This is a genomic window from Salinivibrio sp. PR919, from assembly GCF_001995355.1.
Lineage (GTDB): Bacteria > Pseudomonadota > Gammaproteobacteria > Enterobacterales > Vibrionaceae > Salinivibrio > Salinivibrio proteolyticus.
Window position 1 is genome coordinate 24,032 of the sequence record NZ_MUFL01000001.1, and the last position, 26,368, is coordinate 50,399.

A 26,368-nucleotide genomic window follows, 5' to 3' on the forward strand; every position below is an offset into this window, starting at 1 on the left:
GGCCGCTGCTTTACCACTCCATTTGGTAATAAAAAAAGCGGCGCTCGATGAGCACCGCTTTTTTCTTGTTTCGTCTGTCGTGTCGATTATTTCTTCATCGACTCAGGCGCATTCTCACGCACTTTTGCCAGCATACCTTTCACGATACGTGGGTTACCACTGACAATGTTGCCTGAGTGCATGTAATCGGTGCCGCCACTAAAGTCGGTACAAATCGCACCCGCTTCACGAGCAATCAGCTCACCGGCCGCAAGGTCCCACGGCTTAAGGCCAAGCTCAAAGAAACCGTCCACACGGCCAGCGGCCACGTAGCACAGATCCAAGGCTGCTGAACCGGTACGACGGAAGTCTGCACAATCAACAAACAAAGCACTGATCACGGCCATAAAGCCTTCAGCATGTTGCTTCGCTTTGAAGGGGAACCCCGTCGCGAGGATGGTGCCGTTCAGATCTTTTGCGCTGCCGGTACGGATACGTTTGTTATTAAGTTGCGCGCCAGCACCGCGTTGTGCGGTGAATAGCTCGTTACGCATTGGGTCATACACGCAGCCGATTTCGGTGCGGCCTTTAATGCGCACAGCAATAGAAACGCTGAAGTGAGGTAAGCCATTAACGAAGTTAGTGGTGCCATCCAGTGGGTCGATGATCCATTGATAGTCGCTATCTTTACCTTCCGCAACGCCAGATTCTTCACCAACGATGGTGTGGTCAGGGTAGGACTTTTTGATGATGTCGATGATGATTTGCTCAGCACCTTTGTCCACATTGGTGACAAAGTCATTGGTGCCTTTTTGCGCGGTTTCGATGTTGTCTCTGTGTTCTGCAGATTTAGCGATAAAGTCGCCAGCCTTCCGTGCAGCACGGACGGCGATGTTTAGCATCGGATGCATACGATTTTCCCAACGGATGTTAAAGAACGAAAGCGGGCGCGAGTATAACAGAGCTGGATGAAAAGGAAAGTGGTTATTTTTTCATCGCCACGAGTCAGACAATTAGCGCGGTAACATGTTTTTCGTTAATAGTCGCTCTTGTCCTAGCTGAGAAGTATTATCGATTGCACTGTGATAAACTGCGCAGATCTTTCAGACCTCTGCTTGCGGGTAGTCAAAGCCAATAATTACCCCAGTAGTGCAAGAGACGACGATAACACCATGCTAGATCAAATTCGCGTAGTGCTAGTGGGCACTTCCCACTCCGGCAATATCGGCTCGGCGGCACGAGCCATGAAAGTAATGGGCTTAAGCCGTATGACCCTAGTGGCACCTCAATGTGACGTTGATGGGCAAGCCATTGCACTGGCTGCCGGTGCCAGTGATATCGCCAATAACGCGCGAGTGGTGGACACGCTTGAAGAAGCCGTGGCCGATTGTGGCTTGGTGATTGGGACCAGTGCACGTAGCCGAACGCTAGAATGGCCGATGCTAGATGCCCGCGAGTGTGGGAAAAAGGCCTTGTCTGAAGCACCGTCTCATCCGGTTGCGATTGTGTTCGGCCGTGAGCGCACAGGACTCACAAATGAGGAGTTGCAAACTTGTCATTATCATGTCGCTATTCCTGCCAACCCAGATTACAGCTCGTTGAATTTGGCCATGGCGGTGCAAACACTCTGCTATGAGCTACGTATGGCATGGTTAGAAAGCCAGGCGTATCAAGGCGAGAGTCAGGTTCAAGACTATCCGCTTAATGAAGAGCTGAGCCGTTTTTACCAACACCTTGAAAAGGTGTTAACCCAAACTGGTTTTATTCGTAAACAGCATCCTGGCATGGTGATGACCAAATTGCGTCGTCTGTTTAATCGCGCAAGGCTGGAGAGCCAAGAGCTTAATATTCTGCGAGGCGTCTTGTCGTCGGTTGAAAAAGGGACCCAGCCAGCAGAGGCATCACCATCCAATAAAGAGAATTCATAACGGCATTGATCGATCTCATTGGCACGACGTAATAGGGCAAATAAAACCTGACTAAATTACTCAGGTAAATACTTGACCAAAACACTCAAGTATGTAACCATTTGACCATCTATTCACCACAGGTAGCGTGTTATGAGACTGACTTCGAAAGGCCGTTATGCGGTAACCGCGATGCTCGATGTCGCCCTTCATTCTGAGCAGGGCCCGGTGCCACTGGCAGACATTTCTGAGCGTCAAGGCATTTCATTGTCTTACCTTGAGCAACTTTTTTCTCGCCTGCGTAAGGCGGGGCTAGTGAGCAGTGTTCGTGGCCCAGGCGGTGGTTATCGTCTTGGTGTAGAAGCCACTGATATCGCGGTAGGTGCCGTGATCGCGGCGGTTGACGAATCCGTAGACGCCACTAAGTGCCAAGGTAAAGCTGACTGTCAAGGCGGTACTCGCTGTTTGACGCATACCTTGTGGCGCGATTTAAGTGCCCGTATAAGCGGTTTTCTAAATGACATCACGCTCGGTGAGCTGATGCAAGATAACGAAGTGAAGCAAGTAGCAGATCGTCAGGACGCTAAACTGGATGCCACCTTGGCGCCCAGACATTCTTTTAGCTCACAAGTAAAGCAAGACAGTGTCACCATTGGTGTCAATGTTCGCTCCTGATGACCATGTCGGTGTAATTGGAGAAAAACATGAAATTGCCCATTTATTTTGATTACTCAGCCACGTGTCCGGTTGATCCGCGTGTGGCTGAAAAAATGAGTCAGTACCTGACTATGGACGGGTTCTTTGGTAACCCGGCCTCTCGCTCGCACCGTTTTGGCTGGCAGGCAGAAGAAGCGGTAGATACCGCTCGTGAGCACATCGCGAACTACTGTAACGCTGATCCTCGTGAAATCGTCTTTACCTCTGGTGCGACCGAGTCTGACAACTTGGCAATTAAAGGCATCGCTCACTTCTACGCGAAGAAAGGCAAGCACGTCATTACTTGTAAAACCGAGCATAAAGCGGTGTTGGACCCATGCCGTCAACTCGAGCGTGAGGGCTTTGAAGTTACCTACCTTGAGCCAGAAGAAAATGGCTTGGTAGACATGAAAAAGCTCGAAGCTGCGATGCGTGACGACACCATCTTGGTGTCCATTATGCACGTGAACAACGAGATCGGTGTGATTCAAGATATCGCGGCCATTGGCGAACTGTGTCGTGAGCGCAAGATCATGTTCCATGTCGATGCGGCGCAATCTGTCGGTAAACTGCCTATCGATGTGCAAGAAATGAAAGTGGACCTGATTTCATTCAGCGCCCACAAAGCTTACGGACCTAAAGGTATCGGGGCACTGTATGTACGCCGTAAACCACGCGTACGTATCGAAGCGCAAATGCACGGTGGTGGCCACGAACGCGGTATGCGTTCAGGTACACTCCCTACCCACCAAATCGTGGGCATGGGTGAAGCTTTCCGTATTGCCAAAGAAGAGCGTGAAAAAGATTACCAACATGCACTGGCATTGCGTAACCGCTTCTACGAAGGCGTCAAAGATCTGGAAGAAGTCTACGTCAACGGTGATATGGAACAGCGTGTTCCACACAACCTAAACGTGAGCTTTGCGTTTGTTGAAGGCGAATCTTTGCTGATGGCATTGAAAGACCTTGCCGTTTCTTCAGGCTCAGCCTGTACGTCAGCAAGCCTTGAGCCTTCTTACGTATTGCGTGCACTGGGACGTGACGATGAGCTTGCACACAGCTCACTGCGTTTCTCATTTGGCCGCTTCACCACAGAGGAAGAAGTGGACTACGCGGTTGAAAAAGTCCGCGAAGCGGTGAACAAACTGCGTGAAATGTCTCCATTGTGGGATATGTACAAAGACGGTATCGACCTAAGTACCGTTGAATGGGCGCACCACTAATTCAAAAAACGCGCCAGCTGGCAACAGTGAGCAATCATATTTGAGGAAACGATTATGGCTTACAGCGATAAAGTAATTGACCACTACGAAAACCCACGTAACGTCGGTGCGTTTGAAAAAGATGATCCGTCTGTCGGTAGCGGCATGGTAGGTGCGCCGGCTTGTGGTGACGTTATGAAGCTACAAATCAAGGTGAACGACCAAGGCATCATCGAAGACGCCAAATTTAAAACCTACGGTTGTGGGTCAGCGATTGCATCAAGCTCGCTAGTGACTGAGTGGGTAAAAGGCCGCTCAATTGATGATGCCGCCGCGATCAAAAACTCAGAGATCGCCGAAGAGCTAGAACTTCCGCCGGTAAAAGTGCACTGCTCTATCTTGGCAGAAGACGCTATCAAAGCGGCAGTGAGTGACTACAAGAAAAAACACCAGCAGTAAAACCAAGGGGTTGTTGTAACTATGGCGATTACCATGACACAAGCGGCATCTGATCGCGTCAGAGCTTTTTTGGATAACCGAGGCAAAGGCATCGGCCTGCGACTGGGTGTCAGAACGTCAGGTTGCTCGGGCATGGCTTATGTCCTTGAGTTTGCTGATGAGCTGCAAGAAGGCGATCAGGTGTTCGAACGTGACGGTGTAAAGGTGATTGTCGACAGCAAAAGCCTGCTTTATCTCGAAGGGACAGAGCTGGACTTTGTGAAAGAAGGCCTTAATGAGGGCTTCCAGTTCAACAACCCTAACGTGAGCAGCGAGTGTGGTTGTGGCGAAAGCTTTAACGTGTAATTCGTGAGAGCACATGAATCATTTTGAACTCTTCGAGCTACCGTACCAGTTTGAGCTGGACGGTAGCTCGCTTTCTTCCACATTCCGGGAACTGCAACGTCAGTACCACCCCGACAATGTGGCTAGCCAAGACGATAAGACCCGTCTTCAGGCGGTACAGAAAGCATCCCAAATAAACGATGCGTTCCAGACCTTAAAAGATCCGGTGAGTCGCGCAGAATACATGCTGCTCCTGCAGGGTATTGACTTGAAAGACGAGCAACAGACCATGCAGGATCCGGAGTTTTTAATGCAGCAAATGATGCTGCGCGAAGAACTTGAGTCAATCACCGACAGTCATGACGACGCGGCATTGTTTGATTTTGGTGAGAAAGCCCAAGCGCTTTACGACAGCTTGATCGCGGACGTTAAAACTGCGCTAGCACAATCGCAGTGGCAAGATGCTGCGGTGATCGTTCGTAAGCTCAAGTTTGCGGTCAAACTTCGTCAAGAAGTGGAACGCGTTGAAGATCAGCTCATGGGCTGATGTTGCACTTATTCGCCTGTCAACGCAGTAAAGTTTAAGGATCCGACATGGCACTGTTACAGATTTCAGAACCCGGTCAAAGTGCTGCGCCGCACGAGCACAAACACGCGGTGGGCATTGATTTAGGGACCACCAACACCTWGGTAGCGTCGGTGAGAAGTGGCAAGGCGACCACCTTGAACGACCATCAAGACCGACCTTTAATCCCCTCCGTCGTCCACTACGGTGAAGAGACTGTTTCTGTCGGTTACGATGCACTAGACAAAGTGCAGACAGACAGCGCGAACACCTTGGTGTCCGTGAAGCGTATGATGGGGCGCTCATTGGAAGATGTCCAAGCTCGCTACCCTAATTTGCCTTATCAGTTTTCTAAAACCGAAAACGGCCTTCCACAAGTCGAGACGCGTCGAGGGGCGATTAACCCAGTTCAAGGTTCGGCTGATATTTTACGTGCTGTTCGTGAGCGTGCTGAGGACAGCCTGGGCGACGCCTTAGAAGGCGTGGTCATTACGGTGCCCGCTTACTTTGACGATGCGCAGCGCGCAGGGACCAAAGATGCGGCCAAACTTGCAGGCCTTAATGTCTTGCGCCTGCTTAATGAGCCAACTGCAGCGGCGATTGCCTACGGCCTCGACTCTGGTCAAGAAGGCGTGATTGCCGTGTACGACCTTGGCGGCGGTACCTTTGATATTTCTATTTTGCGCCTTTCGAAAGGGGTGTTTGAGGTCATGGCCACGGGCGGTGACTCGGCACTGGGTGGCGACGATTTTGACCACTTGGTTGAACAGTGGATCTGCGAGCAAGCCGGATTTGAAACCCTGAGTGGTGATGAGCGTCGTACGGTGCTTCACGCGGCGACACAAGCCAAAATTGCGCTATCGTCGGCGGACACCACTGCCATTGATGTGCTTGGTTGGCAGGGCGTGCTGACGCGAGAAACCTTCGATCAGCTGGTGGCGCCACTGATCAAGAAAACCTTGATGTCGTGCCGTCGTGCACTGAAAGATGCCAGTGTCAGTGCTGATGAAGTGCTGGAAGTGGTTATGGTGGGCGGTTCAACCCGTGTGCCTGCGGTTCGTGAGCAGGTTGGCCAATTCTTCGGTCGTGAGCCCCTCACCAGCATTGACCCAGATAAAGTGGTTGCCATGGGCGCGGCCACTCAAGCGGATATTTTAGTCGGCAACAAGCCAGACTCTGACATGTTGTTGTTGGATGTGATCCCCTTGTCACTCGGTATTGAGACCATGGGTGGCTTGGTGGAAAAAATCATTCCACGTAATACCACGATTCCTGTCGCCAAAGCGCAAGAGTTTACGACCTTCAAAGACGGCCAAACCGGCATGAAAGTGCATGTAGTACAAGGCGAGCGTGAGATGGTCGACGACTGTCGCTCACTGGCCCAGTTTAGCCTGAAAGGCATTCCACCTATGACGGCTGGCGCGGCACATGTGCGCGTCACCTATCAAGTGGATGCTGACGGTTTGCTGTCTGTCACCGCGATGGAAAAATCGACCGAGGTTGAAGCGTCCATCCAAGTGAAGCCGTCTTACGGCCTCAGCGATGACGAGATCGCTACGATGATCAAATCATCGTTTACCCATGCGGCGGAAGACAAAGACGCGCGCTACTTAGCAGAGCAGCGTGTTGAAGCTGACCGCGTGATTGAAGGGCTGCTTGTTGCGATGCAACAAGATGGCGATACCTTGCTTGATGCCGATGAGCAACAAGCACTGGTGAATGAAATAGAAAAACTGATCGCTCTGCGCAACGGTGATGATGGCGCTGCGATAGAAGCCGGAATCAAAGCGCTGGATAAAGCAAGCCAGACTTTTGCGGCACGTCGCATGGACCAATCGATTCGTCATGCGTTGGCCGGCCAATCCATTGATGAGGTGTAATCATGCCTAAGATTATTGTTCTGCCACACCAAGATTTGTGTCCAGAAGGCGCAGAATTAGAGGCCAAAGAAGGTGAAACGGTTCTCGACGTGGCACTAAAAAACGGTATTGGGATTGAACATGCCTGTGAAAAGTCCTGTGCCTGTACCACATGTCACATCATTGTTCGTGAAGGCTTCGACTCACTCGACGAAAGTGACGAGCTAGAAGACGATATGCTGGATAAAGCGTGGGGGCTGGAGCCTGAATCGCGTCTCGGCTGTCAGGCAAAAATCACGGATGAAGATCTCGTGGTCGAGATCCCACGTTATACCCTCAACCATGCGGCAGAAAACCATTAATCCAAGCCGCTAAGGACGGAGAAGCAAGATGAGCTTGAAATGGACAGATTCACGCGATATCGCGATTGAACTGAGTGATATTTACCCAGATGTAGATCCTAAAGCGGTACGCTTTACGGATTTACACCGTTGGATCACTGAGTTAGAGGATTTTGATGACGATCCGGAGCGCTCCAATGAGCGTATCCTAGAAGCGATCATCATGTGTTGGATGGATGAGCTAGACTGAGGGTTAACTCTCGTGAGTGGCTGATAATACTTGTATTTTAGCCACTGCCTCGGCACAGTATCTGTGGCCAAATATCTAACACATTATTAAAAGCGGGCCAATCGGCTCGCTTTTTTACATTCAACTGGCTGTCATCGACCTCGATTAAGATAGCCGGATGACGCTGCGCAGCAAAAAGCAGCGCGATAGTACAAGGAGTGCAACTATGTCTGAAACATTAATGGTTACTTTGTCGTATGAACCGGCAGCCGCGCATTGGGGCGAGAACGCCTTGGTCTCATTTGAGGCGGATAAAGCGGTTGTACACGCGCCAAAAGGCGAGACGCAACGTGATAGAGTACAGCAAGCCGCTCGCAAGCTTGAAGGGCAAGGCGTACCCGCATTAACGCTTGGTGGTGACCAGTGGGACTTGGAACTGGCGTGGGCGTTCTATCAAGGTTTGCGCGGCCCGAAAAATGCCGTCGCATTTGAACAGGCGGTGCTCAGTGGCGCCGATGCCGATGAGTTCGCCCTGCGCCAGCAAGTGGGCGATTGGGTGCGCGACATTATCAACCAAACTGCCGAAGAAGTGGGCCCTCATCAACTAGCTGCCCGCGCGGGGGAGTTTGTCAAATCCATGGCCCCGGAGGCGGTCAGTTATAAAATTATTTCTGGCACCGATTTGCTTGAGCAAGGTTGGAACGGCATTTACACCGTTGGACGTGGTTCGGCGCGTAAACCGACCATGCTGCAGCTTGACTTCAACCCAACTGGTGATGAATCTGCCCCTGTCTATGCGTGTTTAGTGGGGAAAGGGATCACCTTCGACTCGGGCGGTTACAGCATTAAGCCGTCTGACTTTATGGCGTCGATGAAAGCCGATATGGGGGGGGCTGCCACCGCGACCGGCGCATTAGCAATGGCGATTGCTAAAGGGCTGAATAAGCGCGTCAAACTGATCCTATGCTGCGCAGAAAACATGATCTCAAGCAGCGCCTATAAGCTTGGGGATATCATTACCTACAAAAACGGTGTGACGGTCGAAGTGCTCAACACTGATGCGGAAGGCCGATTAGTCTTAGCCGATGGTCTGATGTACGCCAGTGAACACAAGCCTGAACTCTTGATTGATTGCGCGACCCTAACCGGTGCAGCGAAAGCCGCGTTGGGTAATGACTATCACGCTTTATTCAGTTTTGACGACTCGCTGGCGCATCGCACCCTTGAGGCGGCGCAGCAAGAAGGTGAAGGTATGTGGCCGCTGCCACTGGCAGAATTCCACCGGAAACTCTTGCCTTCATCGTTCGCGGACATTGCCAATGCGTCTTCTGGTGCATACATGCCAGGCGCGAGCACCGCGGCTGCGTTCTTGTCCTACTTCGTGGAGGATTATCAAAAAGGTTGGATGCACGTTGATTGCTCCGGCACCTACCGAAAAGCCGCGAATGACAAATGGGCGGTGGGCGCAACCGGTATGGGCGTGAAAACCCTTGCCCGTGTGTTGCTGGATGAGGCGAAATAATTGCTCATTGACTGAAAATAGGCGAAGCATGTCACTGATTTTTTTGTGCCAGTTAACGCTTCGCCTGATTAGCCATAGGGCGCACGGATAAAGTCTGCTAGGGTAGGCCCGTATCGTCCCTTGAGGCCCATTACAGAGAGTGAAAGGAAAAGCGAATGACCATTGAACGCACTTTTTCTATCGTCAAGCCTGATGCCGTAGAGCGTAACCTCATTGRTGCTATCTATCAGCGTATCGAAAGTGCTGGTTTGCGTATTGTCGCAGCGAAAATGCTGCATCTGACCAAGGAGCAAGCAGAAGGGTTTTATGCCGAACACCAAGGCAAACCGTTCTTTGCGTCACTGGTTGAGTTTATGACCTCGGGTCCCATTATGGTCCAAGTGCTAGAAGGTGAGGGCGCGATTAGCCGTTATCGCGAGCTAATGGGGAAAACCAACCCAGAAGAAGCGGCCTGTGGCACCTTGCGCGCCGATTTTGCAGAAAGCATGCAATACAACTCAGTGCATGGCTCGGATAGCCCCGCGTCTGCTGAGCGTGAAATTGCTTACTTCTTCACGGCTGATGAGATCCATCCTCGTTGCTAATCCCGCTTTTAGCGCACGGGTGTTTTAAAAAGAGGCGTTGGCCTCTTTTTTTACGTCTTAAGTGCAAATAACCCTGCTCGCTGAGAGTGGAAACTGTGATCTAAAGCCTGTACAATTTCGCGCCTTGAGCGCGCACGCCAGCCCCTTGTCGGCATGACAGGGCGGACAAGCAGCGTGACGCAATGGCGAATATACTTGTCTTTACCACACAGCTAGTTCTTACGAGGCAACCCCCAATGACAACAGAGAAAGTTAATCTGCTTGATTTTGACAGGCAGGCACTCCGTGCATATTTTGCTGACGAGCTCGGCGAAAAGGCATTCCGTGCCGACCAAGTCATGAAGTGGATCTATCACTTCGGTTGCGACGACTTCGATGAGATGAACAACATCAACAAGAAGTTGCGTGAGAAACTCAAGCGTGTGGCTGAGATCCGCGCACCAGAAGTGGCATCGGCCCAGTACTCAAAAGATGGCACCATTAAATGGGCCATGCGTGTGGCTGGCCAAAATGTTGAAACCGTCTATATCCCAGAAGATGACCGGGCTACCTTGTGTGTTTCTTCGCAGGTTGGTTGTGCACTGGATTGTAAATTCTGCTCGACCGGTGCCCAAGGCTTTAACCGCAACTTGCGCGTGTCTGAGATCATCGGTCAGGTATGGCGTGCGGCGAAAGAAATTGGGATTGAAAAAGAAACCGGTCGCCGTCCGATCACTAACGTGGTGATGATGGGCATGGGCGAGCCGTTACTGAACATGAAAAACCTGATCCCAGCGTTGAACCTGATGCTAGACGATAACGCCTATGGCCTATCGAAGCGTCGCGTGACGGTCTCAACCTCAGGGGTTGTATCTGGCCTTGAGCAAATGATCGGTAAAATCGACGTTGCGTTGGCGATTTCTCTGCATGCGCCGAACGATGAGCTTCGCAGCCAGATCATGCCAATCAATGACCGCTGGGACATTGAGGCATTCCTTGATGCCGTACGCCGCTATATTGCGACATCGAACGCGAACCGTGGTCGTGTCACGGTTGAGTATATTTTGCTCGATCATGTCAATGATTATATGGAGCATGCGCGTCAGCTCGCAGAGCTACTGAAAGATACGCCAGCGAAGATTAACCTTATTCCATTTAACCCGTATCCTGAGTCTCCGTACAAGAAACCGAGTAATTCTCGTATCGATAGGTTTATGAAAACCTTGATGGAATACGATTTTACCGTGACGGTACGCAAGACGCGTGGAGATGATATTGATGCCGCTTGTGGACAATTAGCTGGCGATATCATTGATCGAACCAAACGCGCCGAGAAGCGACTGGGTGCACAGGAGGTTATCCCTGTTCGTCCAGTCTGACCGTTAGGCTCAGAAAAAGGATAGGGACATGCACCGTACTGGCTGTGTACTCTTACTCATCATGACGTTGGCTGGATGTGCCACGCCAGTAGAAAAGCAAAAAAGTTCAGAATTTGATAGTATTCGGGCAGCAGATGCCCGAATATCACTGGGATTAGGCTACCTAAACAGTGATCGCTATCAACAAGCGCAGCAAAACTTACAACAAGCGCTACGATATGCGCCAGACTACTATCGTGCCTTGCTGTCGATGGCGTATTATCAACAACGTGTCGGAGAAAGTGAAAAAGCCGACCGTTTTTATCAACAAGCATTGCGCCAGGCGCCCGATAATGGCGATGTATATAACAATTATGGTGTATTTTTGTGTGAGCAGCGGCGTTTTGCTGCGGCGAAGCAAGCATTTTTGCAAGCCATTGCGCAACCGTATTATCATCGGGTGTCAGACAGTTATGAAAATGCCGCTTTTTGTCAGCTAACCGCTGGGGAAAGGCAAAGTGCAAAAGCCTTGTTTGAAAAAGCCGTCGATCATGACCCACTTCGAGTGCGGTCAGGATTGCAACTTGCCAAACTTGAAATCGAGGATGGGCAAGAGACGCGTGCTATCGCACGAATTCAACGTCTGCAAAGACAGATCGGCGAGCGCCCTGCGGGGTTGCTGCTTTTAGTGAAGGCACATCAACAACAAGGCAACGCGGAGCAAGCTGCCCATGATGCACAACGATTGGCGCAACAGTTTCCAGAATCCAAAGAATATCAATTGTACCTAGCGAATGAATACTGAACAGACGGAAGAACAAGCGCAAACGCATACTCAACCTGCGCCCGGGGAAGTATTAAAGCAAGCGCGTGAAAAAATGGGCTGGAGTGTTCGCGATGTTGCCGACAGGCTGAGATTGCGCGTGAGCGTGATTGAAGATCTCGAAAACAACAATCCAGATACCGAACAATTGGCCACGTTTACACGTGGCTATTTGCGATCCTACGCCAAACTGATGCAAATTGACGCCGATAGTCTGATTGGTACCAGCGATATGGAAGCCAATAGTGCTGAAACGGTGCAAAAAATGCAGAGCTTTTCACGCAAAACACGGCGTCAGAAAAGCGAGAGTCGCTTGATGATGCTCTCGGGTGTGATTGCGCTGATCTTAGTTGGGATCACGGGTGCTTGGTACTGGCAAAATCAACAAACCGTTGAACCCATAGTGCCACAGCAAGCAGCGGACGAGTTGGTGACCACGCCGAATGACACCGATACCATGCCGGTGGCTGAGCCACTTCCAGAAGCCGCACTGCAAGAAACACAAAGCGATGAGCCTGCACAAGCACCTATCTCGGACGCTGAATCAGAGCCATCGGTGCCGGCCTCTAGCGAAAGACAACAAGCGACACAAGCCGTGGCGCCAGAGTCAACGACCAGCGAACCGAGCATCAGCGAACAAATCGATGAAGCCCAGCGCGTTGCCAATGACAGTGTCGGCAATGATAACGAAGCGCCGGTCGCTGCGGACAACACATTGGTCATGCGCTTTAGCAGCGATTGCTGGATTGACGTCCGTGATGCCACCGGTGCGCGCTTGGCCACGGGCATTAAAACCAACGGCGATGCACTGACTTTAAACGGTGAGCCGCCTTATCAACTGGTATTGGGCGCCCCAAGTGCGGTGACCATTACTTTTAATGGCGATAATATTGATCTTGATGGCTATCCAACCGGCCAAGTGGCACGGTTGCGCCTTCCGCAGTAATCAGAGAACGTCGACATGCATACCGAATCCCCGATTAAACGCCGTCCGTCTAAACGTATTTACGTCGGTAATGTTCCCATTGGTGATGGTGCGCCGATAGCGGTGCAATCGATGACCAATACGCGCACCACAGATGTAGATGCCACGGTGGCGCAAATTAAAGCGCTAGAAAAAGTGGGCGCCGACATTGTACGTGTCTCGGTACCGACGATGGATGCGGCTGAAGCTTTTAAACTGATCAAGGCGCAGACCGCGATCCCGTTGGTCGCGGATATCCACTTTGACTACCGTATTGCCTTAAAAGTCGCAGAATACGGTGTGGATTGCTTGCGCATCAACCCAGGTAACATTGGCCGTGAAGAACGCATTCGTGCCGTGGTGGATGCTGCACGAGATAAGAATATCCCGATCCGTATTGGCGTGAATGGCGGATCACTGGAGCGTGATTTACAAGAAAAATATGGCGAACCGACCCCAGACGCGCTAGTTGAGTCAGCGATGCGCCATGTCGATATCCTGGATCGGCTCAACTTTGATCAATTTAAAGTCAGCGTGAAAGCCTCAGACGTATTCTTAGCTGTTGAGTCATATCGAAAATTGGCGCAGCAAATCGATCAACCGCTGCACCTTGGCATTACCGAAGCGGGTGGCGCCCGTGCGGGTGCGGTTAAATCTGCGGTGGGCCTAGGGATGCTATTAGCSGAAGGCATTGGTGATACCTTGCGCGTATCTCTTGCCGCCGATCCGGTAGAAGAAATCAAAGTCGGTTTTGATATTTTAAAATCACTGCGGATTCGTTCACGCGGGGTGAACTTTATTGCCTGCCCAAGCTGTTCGCGTCAAGAATTTGATGTGATAGGAACCGTGAATGCGCTCGAACAGCGCCTTGAAGACATCACCACGCCGATGGATGTTTCTGTGATTGGCTGTGTGGTGAATGGACCCGGTGAAGCCGAAGTCTCTCACCTAGGTTTGGCAGGAGGCAACAAACGCAGCGCCTATTACCTCGATGGCAAGCGTCAGAAAGAGCGTTTCGATAACGAGAACCTTGTCGACGCACTTGAGGCAAAAATTCGCGCGAAAGCGGCGATGATGGATGAAAAAAACCGCATCGACGTCTCACAAATTGAAAAGGAAGGCGAAGCCTAACGGCCGCCTTCTCCATTCTCACTCTTTAATCGGTAACGGAAGTTAACGTGGCTAAAACAATTCAAGCAATTCGAGGCATGAACGATTGCCTCCCGTCTCAGTCTCCCCTATGGCAAAAACTAGAGAACACGGTCAAGCAGGTGGTCAGTGCTTACGGCTATAGCGAAGTACGCATGCCTATCGTGGAAGCGACACACCTTTTTAGTCGCGCCATCGGTGAAGTCACCGACGTTGTCGAAAAAGAAATGTACACCTTTGATGATCGCAATGGTGACAGCCTCACACTGCGTCCGGAAGGGACGGCGGGCTGTGTGCGTGCCGGCATTGAAAATGGCTTGCTGTATAACCAAGAGCATCGCCTTTGGTACACGGGCCCAATGTTCCGTCACGAGCGTCCTCAAAAAGGTCGCTATCGTCAATTCCACCAATTTGGCGTGGAAGTGTTCGGTATTGATGGCCCAGACGTCGACGCTGAACTGATCATGATGACGGCGCGTCTCTGGCGTGAGCTAGGCATTGCCGATCACGTCCGTTTAGAGCTTAATTCAATTGGCTCGCCACAAGCGCGAGCTGACTATCGCCAAGCCTTGGTGGATTTTTTGATGCAGCATGAATCTGTTTTGGATGAAGACAGCAAACGCCGCATGAAAACCAACCCATTACGTGTGTTGGATACCAAAAATGCCGACATCCAAGCCATTCTGGTGGATGCACCTAAGCTGAGCGACTACCTCGATGAGGAATCGAAGCAGCATTTTGCCGGCTTATGTGAACTCTTGGACGCAGCAGGCATCCAATACGAGGTTAACCACCGTTTGGTCCGTGGCCTTGATTACTACAACCGCACCGTGTTCGAGTGGATCACAGACAGCCTTGGCGCCCAAGGCACAGTATGTGGCGGCGGYCGCTATGATGGTTTGGTTGAACAACTCGGCGGTAAAGCGACGCCTGCGGTTGGATTCGCAATGGGCCTCGAGCGTCTCGTTCTGATGCTCGAAACCCTGAACCAAGACGATGTGCGTCCTGCAGTGGATGTGTATGTTGTCACGGTTGGAGAAGGCAGCCTCGTTGCCGGTATGCAGCTGGCTGAGCGCTTACGTGAGCAAGTCCCGGGCCTACGTGTTATGTCGCACTTTGGCGGGGGTAACTTCAAAAAACAATTTAAACGTGCGGACAAAGTCGGTGCGTCTGTGGCACTGGTGCTTGGCGAAGATGAAGTCGCCAATGGCACCGTGGCAGTAAAAGATTTGAAAGGCGGCGAGCAGCAAACCTTGAAACAAGACGAGGTCGCCGCGACACTCGCAGATTTGATTTAGAGAGGACAGATCGTGGACGTCTACACCACAGAAGAACAGCAAGTTGAAGCGATTAAAAAGTGGTGGCGAGATAACGGCAAAGCCGTTGTTATTGGCGCTGTAGTCGGATTGGGTGTGCTATATGGATGGCGTTACTACCAAGCACACGTGACTGAGAGCAAGGAACAAGCCTCACAGCAATATGTTCAAGCGCTTAGTGGTCTGGACAAAGGCGAAACCGCCGCCCTTGAGAACGTGGTTAAAAGCGAAGACCACGAAGGCTATCGCGCGTTAGCTGCCATGCAGTTGGCGAAAAAACTGGTTGAACAAGGGGAGCTTGCGCAAGCGAGCGAACAGCTTCGTCAAGCCAGTGCTTGGGTTAAAGACGATGCCATTCATGGCTTAATTGCCACACGTCTTGCGCGGATTGAGGCGGAGTTAGGTAATTATGACACCGCAGTGACTGAGCTCGATAGCGTGACGGCACCAAGCTGGCGCGCAAAAGTGGAAGAGATCCGTGGTGATATCATGCTGCTTAAAGGCGACAAAGATGCGGCACGTAGCGCCTATGCGGCGTCACTTGCAGCGGCAGAGAGCCCAACCGTCAACATGAAGCTTAACAACCTCAGTCAGTAAGGTCGCGGTATGACAAAAGGATTATGGCGTGGGGCGGCGATGGCAGCTGCCTTGGCGTTGCTCGCCGGTTGTGCCGGTGAAGAAGATGTGGTGCAAATGGCACCATTGCCGACGGTGAATAGCCAATTTACCCCAAGCTTGCAATGGAAAGCACAAGTCGGTGATGGCGTTGGTCATTATTACTCTGCACTGCGTCCGGTCGTGGCCTATGACAAAGTCTTTGCCGCAGATCGTAACGGCCTTATCGGCGCGTATGATTTACAGACCGGCCAGTCGGTATGGGAACAATCAGTGCAAACCGATGTACCTGCTTTGCTCTCGGGCGGTTTGAGTGCGTCTTACGGCAAAGTCTATGTTGGTGCAGAAACCGGAGTGCTTTATGCACTGGATGCCGAAAACGGGGAACTCGTTTGGCAACAAAACGTCAACGGTGAGATCCTGTCAAAACCTTTGGTTGAAGCTGGACTGGTGGTAGTTAACACCAGCCGCGGTGAGCTAGTTGCGTTGGATGCCGAATCGGGTGAAGTGCAATGGAACAACACCAACGATGTACCCAATCTCAGCTTGCGTGGTGACAGTGCGCCCGTCACTATCTCTGGCGGTTTATTCTGGGGCATGGCCAATGGTCGATTGGGCGCGGCGATGATCCAAGATGGTCGCTCGCTCTGGCAAATTCCGATTGCCACGCCGAAAGGGGCGACCGAAATTGATCGTCTGGTCGATGTGGATGCCACTCCGGTGATTGAAGGCGACCGCCTGTACGCGGTGGGGTATAATGGTCAATTGGTGTCGATTGATTTGCGCTCTGGCCAAGCGGCGTGGAAGCGTGATTTTTCGACAGCGACAGACTTTATGGTTGCGGGCAACACCGTTTATCTGATTGATGATAAAGACGATGTCGTGGCATTGGATGCACGCAACGGCCTAGAAAAATGGCGTAACACTGAGCTGGAATACCGGATTCTCACGCCACCTTCGGCGAGCAGCGGTTACATCATGGTAGGTGACAGCCAAGGTTATTTGCACTGGCTTGATCCACAAACCGGCGAGTTTGTTGCTCAGCAGTCACTGGAAGGTAATGGCATCGCTGTTGCGCCAGTACAAACGGATAACGGCTATATTGTGATCACACGTGATGGTCAAATGAGAAAACTGACCATCGAGTAGAATTAGCCAACATAATTATTTTGGGCTCCTGACTGCTCTGACAGTGAGGAGCCTTGTTCATTGATAAGAGAATGAAAGAGAAGAGGTCTACATGATTCCTGTTATTGCCCTTGTAGGGCGCCCGAACGTAGGGAAATCGACGCTCTTTAATCGTCTAACCCGCACGCGTGATGCGCTAGTAGCGGACTTTCCGGGACTGACCAGGGATCGAAAATACGGTAAAGCGATGCTAGGTGAACACGAGTTCATCGTTATCGATACCGGCGGTATTGATGGCACCGAGGAAGGCGTAGAAACCAAAATGGCCGAGCAGTCTTTGGCCGCCATTGAAGAAGCGGACGTTGTCCTGTTTATGGTTGATGGTCGTGTGGGTTTAACCCCGGCCGACCAAGAGATTGCGCAGCATATTCGCACCCGTGAAAAAACATCTTTCTTGGTGGTTAATAAGGTCGACGGGATGGATCCGGACACCGCCGCATCTGACTTTTGGCAACTAGGCATGGACAACATGTACCAAATTGCGGCCGCACATGGTCGCGGTGTAAGTACCTTGATCAACCGTGCGCTGATGCCGTTCGCGGAACAAGCCAAAGAAGACCAAGAAGCTGGTTTGGTTGATCTCACCGGTGAGGATGATATCGAGCCGGTAGACGAAACCACCATGACCGAAGAGGAAGCGGAAAACGAGTACGCCCGCCTCCAAGCCCAGCCGATTAAAATCGGGATTATTGGCCGTCCAAATGTGGGTAAATCGACCCTAACCAACCGCATGCTCGGCGAGGAGCGCGTGGTGGTTTACGATATGCCAGGCACCACACGCGACTCTATCTACATTCCTATGGAGCGTGATGGACGCGAATACGTGATGATTGACACCGCCGGTGTACGACGTCGTAAGCGCGTGACGGATAAAGTCGAGAAGTTCTCGGTTATCCAAACCCTTAAAGCGATTGAAGACGCCAATGTGGTGTTGCTGGTGATTGATGCGCGCGAAAACATCTCTGACCAAGACTTAAGCCTGCTGGGTTTTGCCTTGAATGCCGGACGCTCTATTGTGCTAGCGGTCAACAAGTGGGATGGATTGGATAGCGAAGTGAAAGAGCGTGTCAAATCAGAGCTCGACCGCCGTCTGGGTTTTGTCGACTTTGCGCGTGTTCACTTTATATCTGCCCTGCACGGTACGGGTGTGGGTCACTTGTTTGAGTCGATTCAAGAAGCCTATGAGTCAGCGACCAAGCGTGTAGGCACGTCGATGCTGACGCGTATTATGAAGATGGCGCAGGACGACCACCAACCGCCGATGATTCGAGGACGCCGAGTGAAGCTGAAATATGCACACGCCGGGGGCTATAACCCGCCGATTGTGGTAATTCACGGTAACTTGGTCAATGAACTTCCGGACTCCTACAAGCGCTATTTAATGAACTACTATCGCCGGACGCTCGATATTATGGGCACTCCGATTAAGATCCAGTTCCAGAATAGTGAAAACCCGTATGAAGGGAAGAAAGAGAAGCTGACGCTTTCTCAGTCCAGACAGCGCAAGCGCTTGATGGACATGGTGAAAAACCGAAACAAAAAGTAATCACTTGCCCAGCCATCGCGCTGGGCTTTTTTTGATCTTTCTTACCGCTCTATGATCCTTTTCATGATCTTTTGCGGAAATAAAGTGATCTAAATCACATTAAAATGCAGGTTACAGTCAGTGAAACGATCCGCTGTCATACCGCGCTAGGCGGGTTTTTGAGCGGTGAGAATTCAACCATCACCTGACGCTATTCTCTTTTCATTAATTCTGGATCACGTCCAAAATATGCACCTAAATAGTTTTTTATATCGCTTAAAATCCAAATGCAGAACATGTAACTTATGCTTTCGGGAAGTGTATTGATAAATATTCTTTTTAGGGTAGGAAGCTGATCAAGGGGCATTAACCCCTCGATCAGGCGATCACAATCAGATCAGAGAGAAGTCGGTTGTACAGAGGTTAATCCTGTGCGGGGGAGACAGAAGCCGGTGTCAGCGCGGTGACCGTACTTGTGATGTCACCCTCACGCAGATGGGTATGTAATGTTTGACCCACGCTAAGCTGATCGGTCTGGGTCACCACCTTGCCATCGCCCGTACGCGTGATGGAATAACCTCGGGTTAGGGTAGCCAGTGGGCTAACGGCATCTAAAGTTGCCATCAGGGTATGCAGCCGCTGTTGTGCGTGCTGCAAGTGAGCGTCCATGGCGTGATTAAGACGCTGCTCAAGCTGGCTCACATGCCCTTGCTGGCGATGAATGGTGTGGATTGGCGTTGCACGCTGCAATCGGCCGTCCAACTGGCTACATTGCGCCTGAGCACGACGAATTTTAGTCATCATCGCTTGTTGCATGCGCCGTTGTAGCTCATCCAATCGCTGGCTTTGCTGTTGTAAGCGTGTGCGCGGATGCTGGTGGGACAAACGGTGCGACAATTGAGTGAGATGCCGTTGCTGACGATAAAGCACATCGGCCATCGCGCGACTGAGTGCTTGCTCGCGTTGCTGATATTGCTGAAGCCGATAACTCAGATCGCGGCTAACCAGCTCCGCAGCGGCTGAAGGGGTTGGAGCGCGCATGTCAGCGACAAAATCAGCAATGGTTACATCCACTTCATGACCCACCGCACTGACGATAGGAATCGTGCTGGCAGCGATAGTACGGGCGACGATTTCCTCATTAAAACACCAGAGATCTTCTAGCGACCCCCCGCCACGACCGACAATCAAAACATCGCACTCTGCACGGCTATTGGCACGACCAATGGCTTGCGCGATGCTGACCGCGGCATCGCGCCCTTGCACCAGCGTAGGATAAATGACCACGGGCAGGCTAGGATCGCGTCGCTTGAGTACATGCAGAATATCATGCAAGGCAGCGCCGGTTTTGGAGGTAATAATACCAATACGGCGTGGTTGAGCGGGTAACGGCTTTTTCTCGCTTTGAGCAAAAAGCCCTTCGGCTGCAAGCGCCTGCTTACGYTGCTCAAACTCTTGCTGTAACCGGCCATCCCCTTCAGGTTGCATACTTTCGAGGATCAACTGATAGTCACCGCGTGGCTCATACAAGGACACTCGGGCGCGGACTAACACTTGGTCGCCATTTTTCGGTTTGAAGGTAACACGACGGTTGTTACCGCGGAACATGGCACATTTCACTTGGCTTTGGTTATCTTTCAGCGATAAATACCAATGCCCTGAGACTGCGGCGGTAAAATTGGAAATTTCCCCGCTTAACCAGACAATGCCGATATCGCGCTCAAGACACAGCCGAACTTCGGCATTCAGCCGAGATACCGTCAAAATGTTGCGATTGTTTGTGCTCACGTCGCCAACCTTTTTCATTCACCTGCACGCATACTACCTGTCTGCTTTGAGGATGCCAATTGCTAAGCGTATGCCGTGTGTGAGCGGGCGTTTTCACCCGAAGTGATTGAATATTAAGCGCCTAAAATCAAAGACACCAATAAATGAAAATTCTCAGTAAAAACCTGTAGCCAAACGTTTGCGCTATACGTATAATGCTGCGGCAATATTTTGTTCCCCTTCACAAATTTTGGTGTGAGATATTGCAATGCTGAGAATCGCGAAAGAAGCGCTAACCTTTGACGATGTACTCCTCGTCCCTGCCCATTCCACTGTTCTTCCGAACACTGCGGATCTGCGAACCCAACTGACTCGCTCTATTAGCCTGAACATCCCTGTTTTATCAGCGGCGATGGATACGGTGACAGAAGCCCGTCTGGCGATTGCACTTGCGCAAGAAGGTGGCCTTGGTTTTATCCACAAAAACATGACCATTGAACAGCAAGCTGAGCAAGTTCGCTTGGTTAAAATTTACGAAGCGGGCATGGTCACAAATCCTGTGACAGTGACGCCAGAAATGACCATTGCGGATGTGAAAGCACTCACCGAACGCAACGGTTTCGCCGGCTATCCAGTGGTTAACGCGCAAAAAGAGCTTGTCGGTATTATCACCGGTCGTGATGTGCGTTTTGTGTCTGATTTGAGCAAGCGTGTTGATGAAGTGATGACGCCGAAGTCGCGCTTAGCCACGGTGCAAGAAGGTGCGGATCGAGAGCAAGTTCAGCAAATGATGCAGCAGCACCGCGTGGAAAAAATCTTGGTCGTCAATCAAGACCACCACCTAAGCGGCATGATCACCGCAAAAGACTTCCAGAAAGCAGAAAGCAAACCAAACGCCTGTAAAGACGAGCAAGGCCGTCTGCGCGTGGGTGCCGCCGTCGGTGCTGGCGCAGGTAATGAAGAGCGTGTTGCCGCCTTGGTGGAAGYCGGTGTCGACGTTCTTTTGATTGACTCATCACACGGCCATTCTGAAGGTGTGCTGCAACGCATTCGTGATACACGCGCCGCGTATCCAAACCTGCAAATCGTAGGGGGTAACGTTGCCACGGCAGACGGTGCTCGTGCTCTGATTGAAGCTGGTGTTGATGCCGTTAAAGTGGGAATTGGCCCAGGGTCGATTTGTACCACCCGTATTGTGACCGGGGTTGGCGTACCACAAATCACAGCCATCAGTGATGCAGCAGCCGTCGCGCAAGAATATGGCATTCCGGTCATTGCTGACGGTGGCATTCGCTTCTCGGGCGATATGTGTAAAGCGATTGCCGCTGGCGCATCCTGCGTGATGGTTGGCTCCATGCTGGCAGGGACGGAAGAATCACCGGGTGAAGTTGAGCTTTACCAAGGCCGCGCGTACAAATCGTACCGTGGTATGGGATCGGTGGGCGCGATGTCAAAAGGCTCATCTGACCGTTATTTCCAAAGCGACAATGCTGCCGACAAATTGGTCCCAGAAGGCATTGAAGGCCGCGTAGATTACAAAGGCATGATGAAAGAAATCATCCACCAACAAATGGGTGGTTTGCGTTCATGCATGGGTCTGACGGGCTCTGCCACCATCAACGATTTACGCACCAAGGCGCAATTTGTTCGCGTGACTGGCGCGGGCATGAAAGAGTCACACGCTCACGATGTGACCATCACCAAAGAAGCGCCTAACTATCGCCTCGGATAATGTATGGCGGTGTGGCTTAAGGGCCACACCGCTTTCTATTCGTCCAAGAGGGCTGACAACGCCCCTTTGTTCCACTTAATTGAGAAAGCCAGATAATGACCAAAAACATTCATGCTCAACGTATTTTGATCCTCGACTTTGGCTCCCAGTACACGCAACTGATCGCACGTCGTGTCCGTGAAATCGGTGTGTATTGTGAGTTGTGGAGCTGGGATGTAGAAGAGCAAGATATTCGTGATTTTGCCCCTGATGGCATCATCCTTTCCGGTGGCCCTGAAAGTGTCGCTGAAGCTGGCTCACCGCGTGCGCCTGAGTATGTCTTTAATGCTGGCGTGCCGGTGCTTGGCGTATGCTACGGTATGCAAACCATGGCTGAGCAACTGGGCGGTAAAGTGGCCGGCTCTGAGCACCGCGAATTTGGTTATGCCCAAGTTAAGCGTGTTGCCAACAGTGCTTTGTTTGATGGTATTGAAGATGCGATCGCCGAAGATGGCACCGCGCTATTGGATGTGTGGATGAGCCACGGTGATAAAGTGGTCGCTATCCCAGAAGATTTCGTCAAAATCGCTGAAACCGACACCTGTCCGTTTGCGGCGATGGCTAACGAAGAGAAGCGCTTCTACGGCGTACAGTTCCACCCGGAAGTCACGCATACTCGCCAAGGCAAACGCATGCTAGAGCAGTTTGTGATGAACATCTGTGGTTGTGAGCGCCTATGGACTCCTGCATCTATCATCGAAGATGCGGTTGAGCGTATTCGCGAGCAAGTCGGTGATGATGAAGTGATCCTTGGCCTATCTGGTGGCGTTGATTCCTCAGTAGTGGCAATGCTGGTTCACCGCGCGATTGGCGACAAGCTCACGTGCGTATTTGTGGATAACGGCCTGCTACGCCTTAACGAAGGCGAGCAAGTACTGGAAATGTTTGGTGACCACTTCGGCCTCAACATTGTCCACGTCAATGCCGAAGACCGCTTCCTTGACGCGCTGAAAGGCGAAGCTGACCCTGAAGCTAAGCGTAAAATCATTGGCCGCGTGTTTGTTGAAGTATTCGACGAGCAAGCCACCAAAATGAAAAACGCCAAATGGTTGGCGCAAGGCACCATCTATCCGGATGTGATTGAATCAGCAGCCTCGAAAACCGGTAAAGCACACGTGATTAAATCGCACCACAATGTGGGCGGTCTTCCGGAAGAAATGAAAATGGGCTTGGTTGAACCACTCAAAGAGCTGTTCAAAGACGAAGTCCGTAAGATTGGCCTTGAGCTAGGCCTGCCTTACAACATGCTTTACCGCCACCCATTCCCAGGGCCTGGTCTTGGCGTGCGTGTACTGGGCGAGATCCAAAAAGAATACTGTGACCTTCTACGTCGCGCCGATGCAATCTTTATCGAAGAACTGCGCAACGCCGATTTGTACGACAAAGTCTCACAAGCGTTTGCGGTTTTCTTACCGGTACGTTCTGTTGGTGTAATGGGCGATGGCCGTAAATACGATTGGATCATTGCCTTGCGTGCTGTCGAAACCATCGACTTTATGACCGCGCACTGGGCACACCTGCCATACGATTTTCTTGGCAAAGTGTCGAACCGCATTATCAACGAAGTCGACGGCATCTCCCGCGTGGTTTACGACGTCTCCGGCAAACCGCCTGCGACGATTGAGTGGGAATAATCGTTTGAGAAAGTAAAACGTCAGATTAACGACATAAAGCCCATGCCTAGCGTGGGCTTTTTTGTTTCTAAATGTTTCAAGGTTATCCCTTCACTGCGGTTTTTTGTGCTGAAAAGCAAATATATCTGATGGTTAACATTTTGCTAACAGGTTGATGTGTAGCTAACTATGCTGATTTTTGCTTTACTGGGGCCGATATTTCATTAATTTGTCATTAAAGGCAGCGCCAGGGCATGTGCTGTGGCGACATTGAAACAATATGGAGTGAGCTGTGAGCAGTCAACTTAGTCAGTCAGCGGATGCTGACGGCCCGCGAGGGTTAGACCGGTTTTTAAATATGATTGAGCGGGCAGGAAACCGTATTCCTGATCCGGCACTGTTGTTTTTCTGGGGCTTGATTACCGTTTGGGTACTGTCGGCCATTTTATCGCAAGTTGAGTTCGATGCCGTTCACCCGCTGACGGGGAATGCGGTGCAAGTGAACAACCTACTGACTGGCGATGCGCTCGCACACTTTCTAGCCAATATGGTTAGCACTTTTACTGGTTTTGCGCCGCTGGGCATTGTTTTGGTTGCGATGTTAGGGGTGGGCGTGGCCGATCAGTCAGGCTTTATCACCACCGGCCTCAAGAAAATGTTGAGTGTGACACCGAAGCAAGCACTTACGCCGATGCTGATTTTGGTGGCGATCGTGTCACACACAGCGGCGGATGCAGGCTATGTGCTGGTGATCCCATTAGGCGGGATTATCTTCCATGCTGCGGGACGCCATCCACTGGCGGGGATTGCCGCTGCGTTTGCTGGTGTCTCGGGTGGGTTTTCAGCGAACTTCATTCCGTCTGGCATTGATCCTTTGCTGGCAGGCTTTACCGAATCAGCCGCTCACGTATTGGATGATACCTATCAGGTGAATCCACTCGCGAACCTCTACTTTACCGGCTTGTCATCAATTTTGATTGTGGCATTGGGCTGGTTTGTGACCGAGAAAATCATTGAGCCGCGCCTTAGCCGCACGCCGATTGATGAGGATGCTGAAGACGCCCCCGATCTTGGCTCATTCACGGCGATTGAAGGTAAAGCGTTTAACCGCGCAGGCTTGGCTATGTTGGTGGGAATTGCTGCGCTTGTTGCTGCTGCTTGGCCGGAAACATCGCCACTTCGCTCTCCGTCAGGGGAACTGACTGCATTTGATGCGCCGATTATGCAATCAATCGTACCGCTGATTTTTGTGCTCTTTATTATTCCGGGCATTGTCTACGGCAAAACCGCAGGTACCTTTAAAACCAGCCAAGACGTAATCAAATCCATGTCGGATACCATGGCGACTATGGGTGCGTACATGGTGATGGCGTTCTTCTGCGCGCAATTTTTGGCTGCATTTACCCAATCCAACATTGGTACCTTGTTAGCGCTCAACGGCGCTGAGTTGCTGCAATCGATGAAATTGCCGGGTGAAATGACGATTGTGGGTATGATCCTGCTGACCGCCATGGTCAACTTGCTGATCGGGTCGGCATCGGCAAAATGGGGACTGATTGGGCCGATTCTCGTGCCAATGCTGATGGTTGTCGGTATTTCTCCTGAATTGTCGCAAGCGGCGTATCGTGTGGGTGACTCCGTCTCTAACATTATTTCGCCATTGATGGTGTTCTTCCCGCTAGTGGTGGTGTATTGCCAGCGCTATGTGAAATCGACCGGGATTGGCACTGTGGCTTCGTTAATGATCCCATACTCCATCACTATGCTGGTGGGCTGGACGCTTTTCCTTCTGGCTTATTGGGCGGTTGGGTTACCGTTGGGCATTCAAGCAAGCTATCAATACTTGGTTCAATAACGCGTTCCAATGTGACGATAGACAAGCCGGCCTTCGAGCCGGCTTATTTGTGTCGTATACTTGGCGCCATCTCAATGGGTGAAGTTACAGGGTTTTGAATGAGCGAGTTGCAAACGCCATCAAACGAGCACGAAAAATACATGCGCCACGCCATGACGCTAGCGGAAAAAGCCGAGCAAGAGGGTGAGGTGCCGGTCGGGGCTGTGGTGGTATACCAAGGGGAGATTGTCGGGACCGGATGGAACCGTTCAATTACCCAACATGATGCCTCTGCGCATGCGGAAATCATGGCACTGCGCCAAGCAGGTCAAGTGCTGGGGAACTATCGCCTGATTGATGCTGACTTGTATGTCACTTTAGAGCCTTGTCCGATGTGTGCTGCAGCTATGGTGCATAGCCGTATTCGCAACGTGTATTTTGGCGCCTCCGACCCTAAAACCGGTGCGGCAGGGTCGGTGATGAACTTGCTCAGTTACGAGGGCGTGAACCATCATGTGGCATCACAAGGGGGAGTGCTTGAAGATGCTTGCCGTGAGCAGCTTCAGGCGTTTTTCCGTCGTCGCCGAGCCGAAAAAAAAGCCGCTAAAAAAGCGGCTCGAGGGCAGGGCGAGGATTAAAATGCATCGTCAAAGGCGGCGAACTCGCGGATGGCAAACGTACGTTGTCGCCAAAGCACTTTCTTGTGCATATTTTGACGCATGCGCTTACGCCGGTTAGCGGCGGAAATCGTGTTTTTACGGAAGTTACTTCTCACGAGCCGTTTTCTCGGAACCATACT

26 protein-coding genes are annotated in these 26,368 nt (G+C 51.4%); 23 read left to right on the top strand and 3 right to left on the bottom strand.

Going from position 1 to position 26,368, the window contains the following annotated elements:
- Positions 1-86: 86 nt before the first annotated feature.
- Positions 87-890 (bottom strand): inositol-1-monophosphatase, encoded by an 804-nt coding sequence (gene suhB, locus BZG83_RS00105; protein ID WP_069590632.1) that lies wholly within the window; start codon positions 888-890, stop codon positions 87-89.
- A 261-nt stretch (positions 891-1,151) separates the two neighbouring features.
- Between suhB and trmJ the strand changes: the two genes are divergently transcribed.
- The 19 genes from trmJ (at position 1,152) to der (ending at position 18,605) form a co-directional block, all read left to right on the top strand.
- Positions 1,152-1,907: a tRNA (cytosine(32)/uridine(32)-2'-O)-methyltransferase TrmJ gene (trmJ, locus tag BZG83_RS00110; RefSeq protein WP_077478904.1), complete on the top strand. Its 756-nt coding sequence runs from the start codon at positions 1,152-1,154 to the stop codon at positions 1,905-1,907.
- A 132-nt stretch (positions 1,908-2,039) separates the two neighbouring features.
- Positions 2,040-2,561 (top strand): Fe-S cluster assembly transcriptional regulator IscR, encoded by a 522-nt coding sequence (gene iscR / locus BZG83_RS00115; RefSeq protein ID WP_077478905.1) that lies wholly within the window; start codon positions 2,040-2,042, stop codon positions 2,559-2,561.
- A 29-nt stretch (positions 2,562-2,590) separates the two neighbouring features.
- The gene (locus tag BZG83_RS00120; RefSeq protein ID WP_069590640.1) at positions 2,591-3,805 is read left to right on the top strand and encodes an IscS subfamily cysteine desulfurase; all 1,215 of its coding nucleotides are present in this window, start codon (positions 2,591-2,593) and stop codon (positions 3,803-3,805) included.
- A 54-nt stretch (positions 3,806-3,859) separates the two neighbouring features.
- Entirely contained in the window at positions 3,860-4,243 is a 384-nt protein-coding gene (gene iscU, locus BZG83_RS00125; RefSeq protein WP_069590641.1) for a Fe-S cluster assembly scaffold IscU, read from the top strand.
- A 21-nt stretch (positions 4,244-4,264) separates the two neighbouring features.
- Positions 4,265-4,588, top strand: coding sequence for an iron-sulfur cluster assembly protein IscA (gene iscA / locus BZG83_RS00130; protein WP_069590643.1), 324 nt, complete (start codon positions 4,265-4,267; stop codon positions 4,586-4,588).
- 13 nt (positions 4,589-4,601) lie between these two features.
- On the top strand, positions 4,602-5,114 hold the full coding sequence (hscB, locus tag BZG83_RS00135; RefSeq protein ID WP_069590645.1) for a co-chaperone HscB: 513 nt from the start codon (positions 4,602-4,604) through the stop codon (positions 5,112-5,114).
- Between the two features lie 47 nt (positions 5,115-5,161).
- Positions 5,162-7,012 carry a Fe-S protein assembly chaperone HscA gene (gene hscA / locus BZG83_RS00140; RefSeq protein ID WP_077478906.1) on the top strand — a complete coding sequence of 617 codons (1,851 nt, stop codon included), beginning with the start codon at positions 5,162-5,164 and terminating at the stop codon, positions 7,010-7,012.
- A 2-nt stretch (positions 7,013-7,014) separates the two neighbouring features.
- A complete protein-coding gene (gene fdx, locus BZG83_RS00145) occupies positions 7,015-7,353 on the top strand; it encodes an ISC system 2Fe-2S type ferredoxin (RefSeq protein WP_069590648.1) in 339 nt (112 codons plus the stop codon).
- Positions 7,354-7,381: 28 nt separating this feature from the next.
- Complete coding sequence (iscX, locus tag BZG83_RS00150; protein WP_077478907.1) at positions 7,382-7,582, top strand: Fe-S cluster assembly protein IscX; 201 nt, start codon at positions 7,382-7,384, stop codon at positions 7,580-7,582.
- 205 nt (positions 7,583-7,787) lie between these two features.
- On the top strand, positions 7,788-9,083 hold the full coding sequence (pepB, locus tag BZG83_RS00155; RefSeq protein WP_077478908.1) for an aminopeptidase PepB: 1,296 nt from the start codon (positions 7,788-7,790) through the stop codon (positions 9,081-9,083).
- 155 nt (positions 9,084-9,238) lie between these two features.
- The gene (gene ndk, locus BZG83_RS00160; protein WP_077478909.1) at positions 9,239-9,667 is read left to right on the top strand and encodes a nucleoside-diphosphate kinase; all 429 of its coding nucleotides are present in this window, start codon (positions 9,239-9,241) and stop codon (positions 9,665-9,667) included.
- 236 nt (positions 9,668-9,903) lie between these two features.
- Positions 9,904-11,025 carry a bifunctional tRNA (adenosine(37)-C2)-methyltransferase TrmG/ribosomal RNA large subunit methyltransferase RlmN gene (locus tag BZG83_RS00165; protein WP_077478910.1) on the top strand — a complete coding sequence of 374 codons (1,122 nt, stop codon included), beginning with the start codon at positions 9,904-9,906 and terminating at the stop codon, positions 11,023-11,025.
- A 28-nt stretch (positions 11,026-11,053) separates the two neighbouring features.
- Entirely contained in the window at positions 11,054-11,809 is a 756-nt protein-coding gene (pilW, locus tag BZG83_RS00170; protein ID WP_069590658.1) for a type IV pilus biogenesis/stability protein PilW, read from the top strand.
- Complete coding sequence (rodZ, locus tag BZG83_RS00175; RefSeq protein WP_077478911.1) at positions 11,799-12,773, top strand: cytoskeleton protein RodZ; 975 nt, start codon at positions 11,799-11,801, stop codon at positions 12,771-12,773. Before pilW ends, rodZ begins: the two co-directional genes overlap by 11 nt.
- A gap of 15 nt (positions 12,774-12,788) precedes the next feature.
- Complete coding sequence (gene ispG / locus BZG83_RS00180) at positions 12,789-13,922, top strand: flavodoxin-dependent (E)-4-hydroxy-3-methylbut-2-enyl-diphosphate synthase (RefSeq protein WP_077478912.1); 1,134 nt, start codon at positions 12,789-12,791, stop codon at positions 13,920-13,922.
- A 47-nt stretch (positions 13,923-13,969) separates the two neighbouring features.
- The gene (gene hisS / locus BZG83_RS00185; RefSeq protein WP_069590664.1) at positions 13,970-15,238 is read left to right on the top strand and encodes a histidine--tRNA ligase; all 1,269 of its coding nucleotides are present in this window, start codon (positions 13,970-13,972) and stop codon (positions 15,236-15,238) included.
- A gap of 12 nt (positions 15,239-15,250) precedes the next feature.
- Positions 15,251-15,853: a YfgM family protein gene (locus BZG83_RS00190; RefSeq protein ID WP_077478913.1), complete on the top strand. Its 603-nt coding sequence runs from the start codon at positions 15,251-15,253 to the stop codon at positions 15,851-15,853.
- 9 nt (positions 15,854-15,862) lie between these two features.
- A complete protein-coding gene (bamB, locus tag BZG83_RS00195; protein WP_069590668.1) occupies positions 15,863-17,020 on the top strand; it encodes an outer membrane protein assembly factor BamB in 1,158 nt (385 codons plus the stop codon).
- A 91-nt stretch (positions 17,021-17,111) separates the two neighbouring features.
- Complete coding sequence (gene der / locus BZG83_RS00200) at positions 17,112-18,605, top strand: ribosome biogenesis GTPase Der (RefSeq protein ID WP_069590670.1); 1,494 nt, start codon at positions 17,112-17,114, stop codon at positions 18,603-18,605.
- A 402-nt stretch (positions 18,606-19,007) separates the two neighbouring features.
- Here the strand turns inward: der and xseA are convergent, their stop codons facing one another.
- Positions 19,008-20,372, bottom strand: a complete 1,365-nt coding sequence (gene xseA / locus BZG83_RS00205) for an exodeoxyribonuclease VII large subunit (protein WP_077478937.1) — start codon at positions 20,370-20,372, stop codon at positions 19,008-19,010.
- Positions 20,373-20,619: 247 nt separating this feature from the next.
- Between xseA and guaB the strand changes: the two genes are divergently transcribed.
- From guaB to tadA, 4 genes are all read left to right on the top strand, one after another.
- Entirely contained in the window at positions 20,620-22,083 is a 1,464-nt protein-coding gene (guaB, locus tag BZG83_RS00210) for an IMP dehydrogenase (protein WP_077478914.1), read from the top strand.
- 95 nt (positions 22,084-22,178) lie between these two features.
- Complete coding sequence (guaA, locus tag BZG83_RS00215; protein WP_077458366.1) at positions 22,179-23,756, top strand: glutamine-hydrolyzing GMP synthase; 1,578 nt, start codon at positions 22,179-22,181, stop codon at positions 23,754-23,756.
- A gap of 337 nt (positions 23,757-24,093) precedes the next feature.
- On the top strand, positions 24,094-25,590 hold the full coding sequence (locus BZG83_RS00220; protein WP_101494777.1) for an AbgT family transporter: 1,497 nt from the start codon (positions 24,094-24,096) through the stop codon (positions 25,588-25,590).
- A 98-nt stretch (positions 25,591-25,688) separates the two neighbouring features.
- Positions 25,689-26,207: a tRNA adenosine(34) deaminase TadA gene (gene tadA / locus BZG83_RS00225; RefSeq protein ID WP_077478916.1), complete on the top strand. Its 519-nt coding sequence runs from the start codon at positions 25,689-25,691 to the stop codon at positions 26,205-26,207.
- Here the strand turns inward: tadA and BZG83_RS16870 are convergent.
- Positions 26,204-26,365 (bottom strand): hypothetical protein, encoded by a 162-nt coding sequence (locus BZG83_RS16870; RefSeq protein WP_167314748.1) that lies wholly within the window; start codon positions 26,363-26,365, stop codon positions 26,204-26,206. The genes tadA and BZG83_RS16870 overlap by 4 nt on opposite strands.
- Positions 26,366-26,368 lie beyond the last annotated feature (3 nt).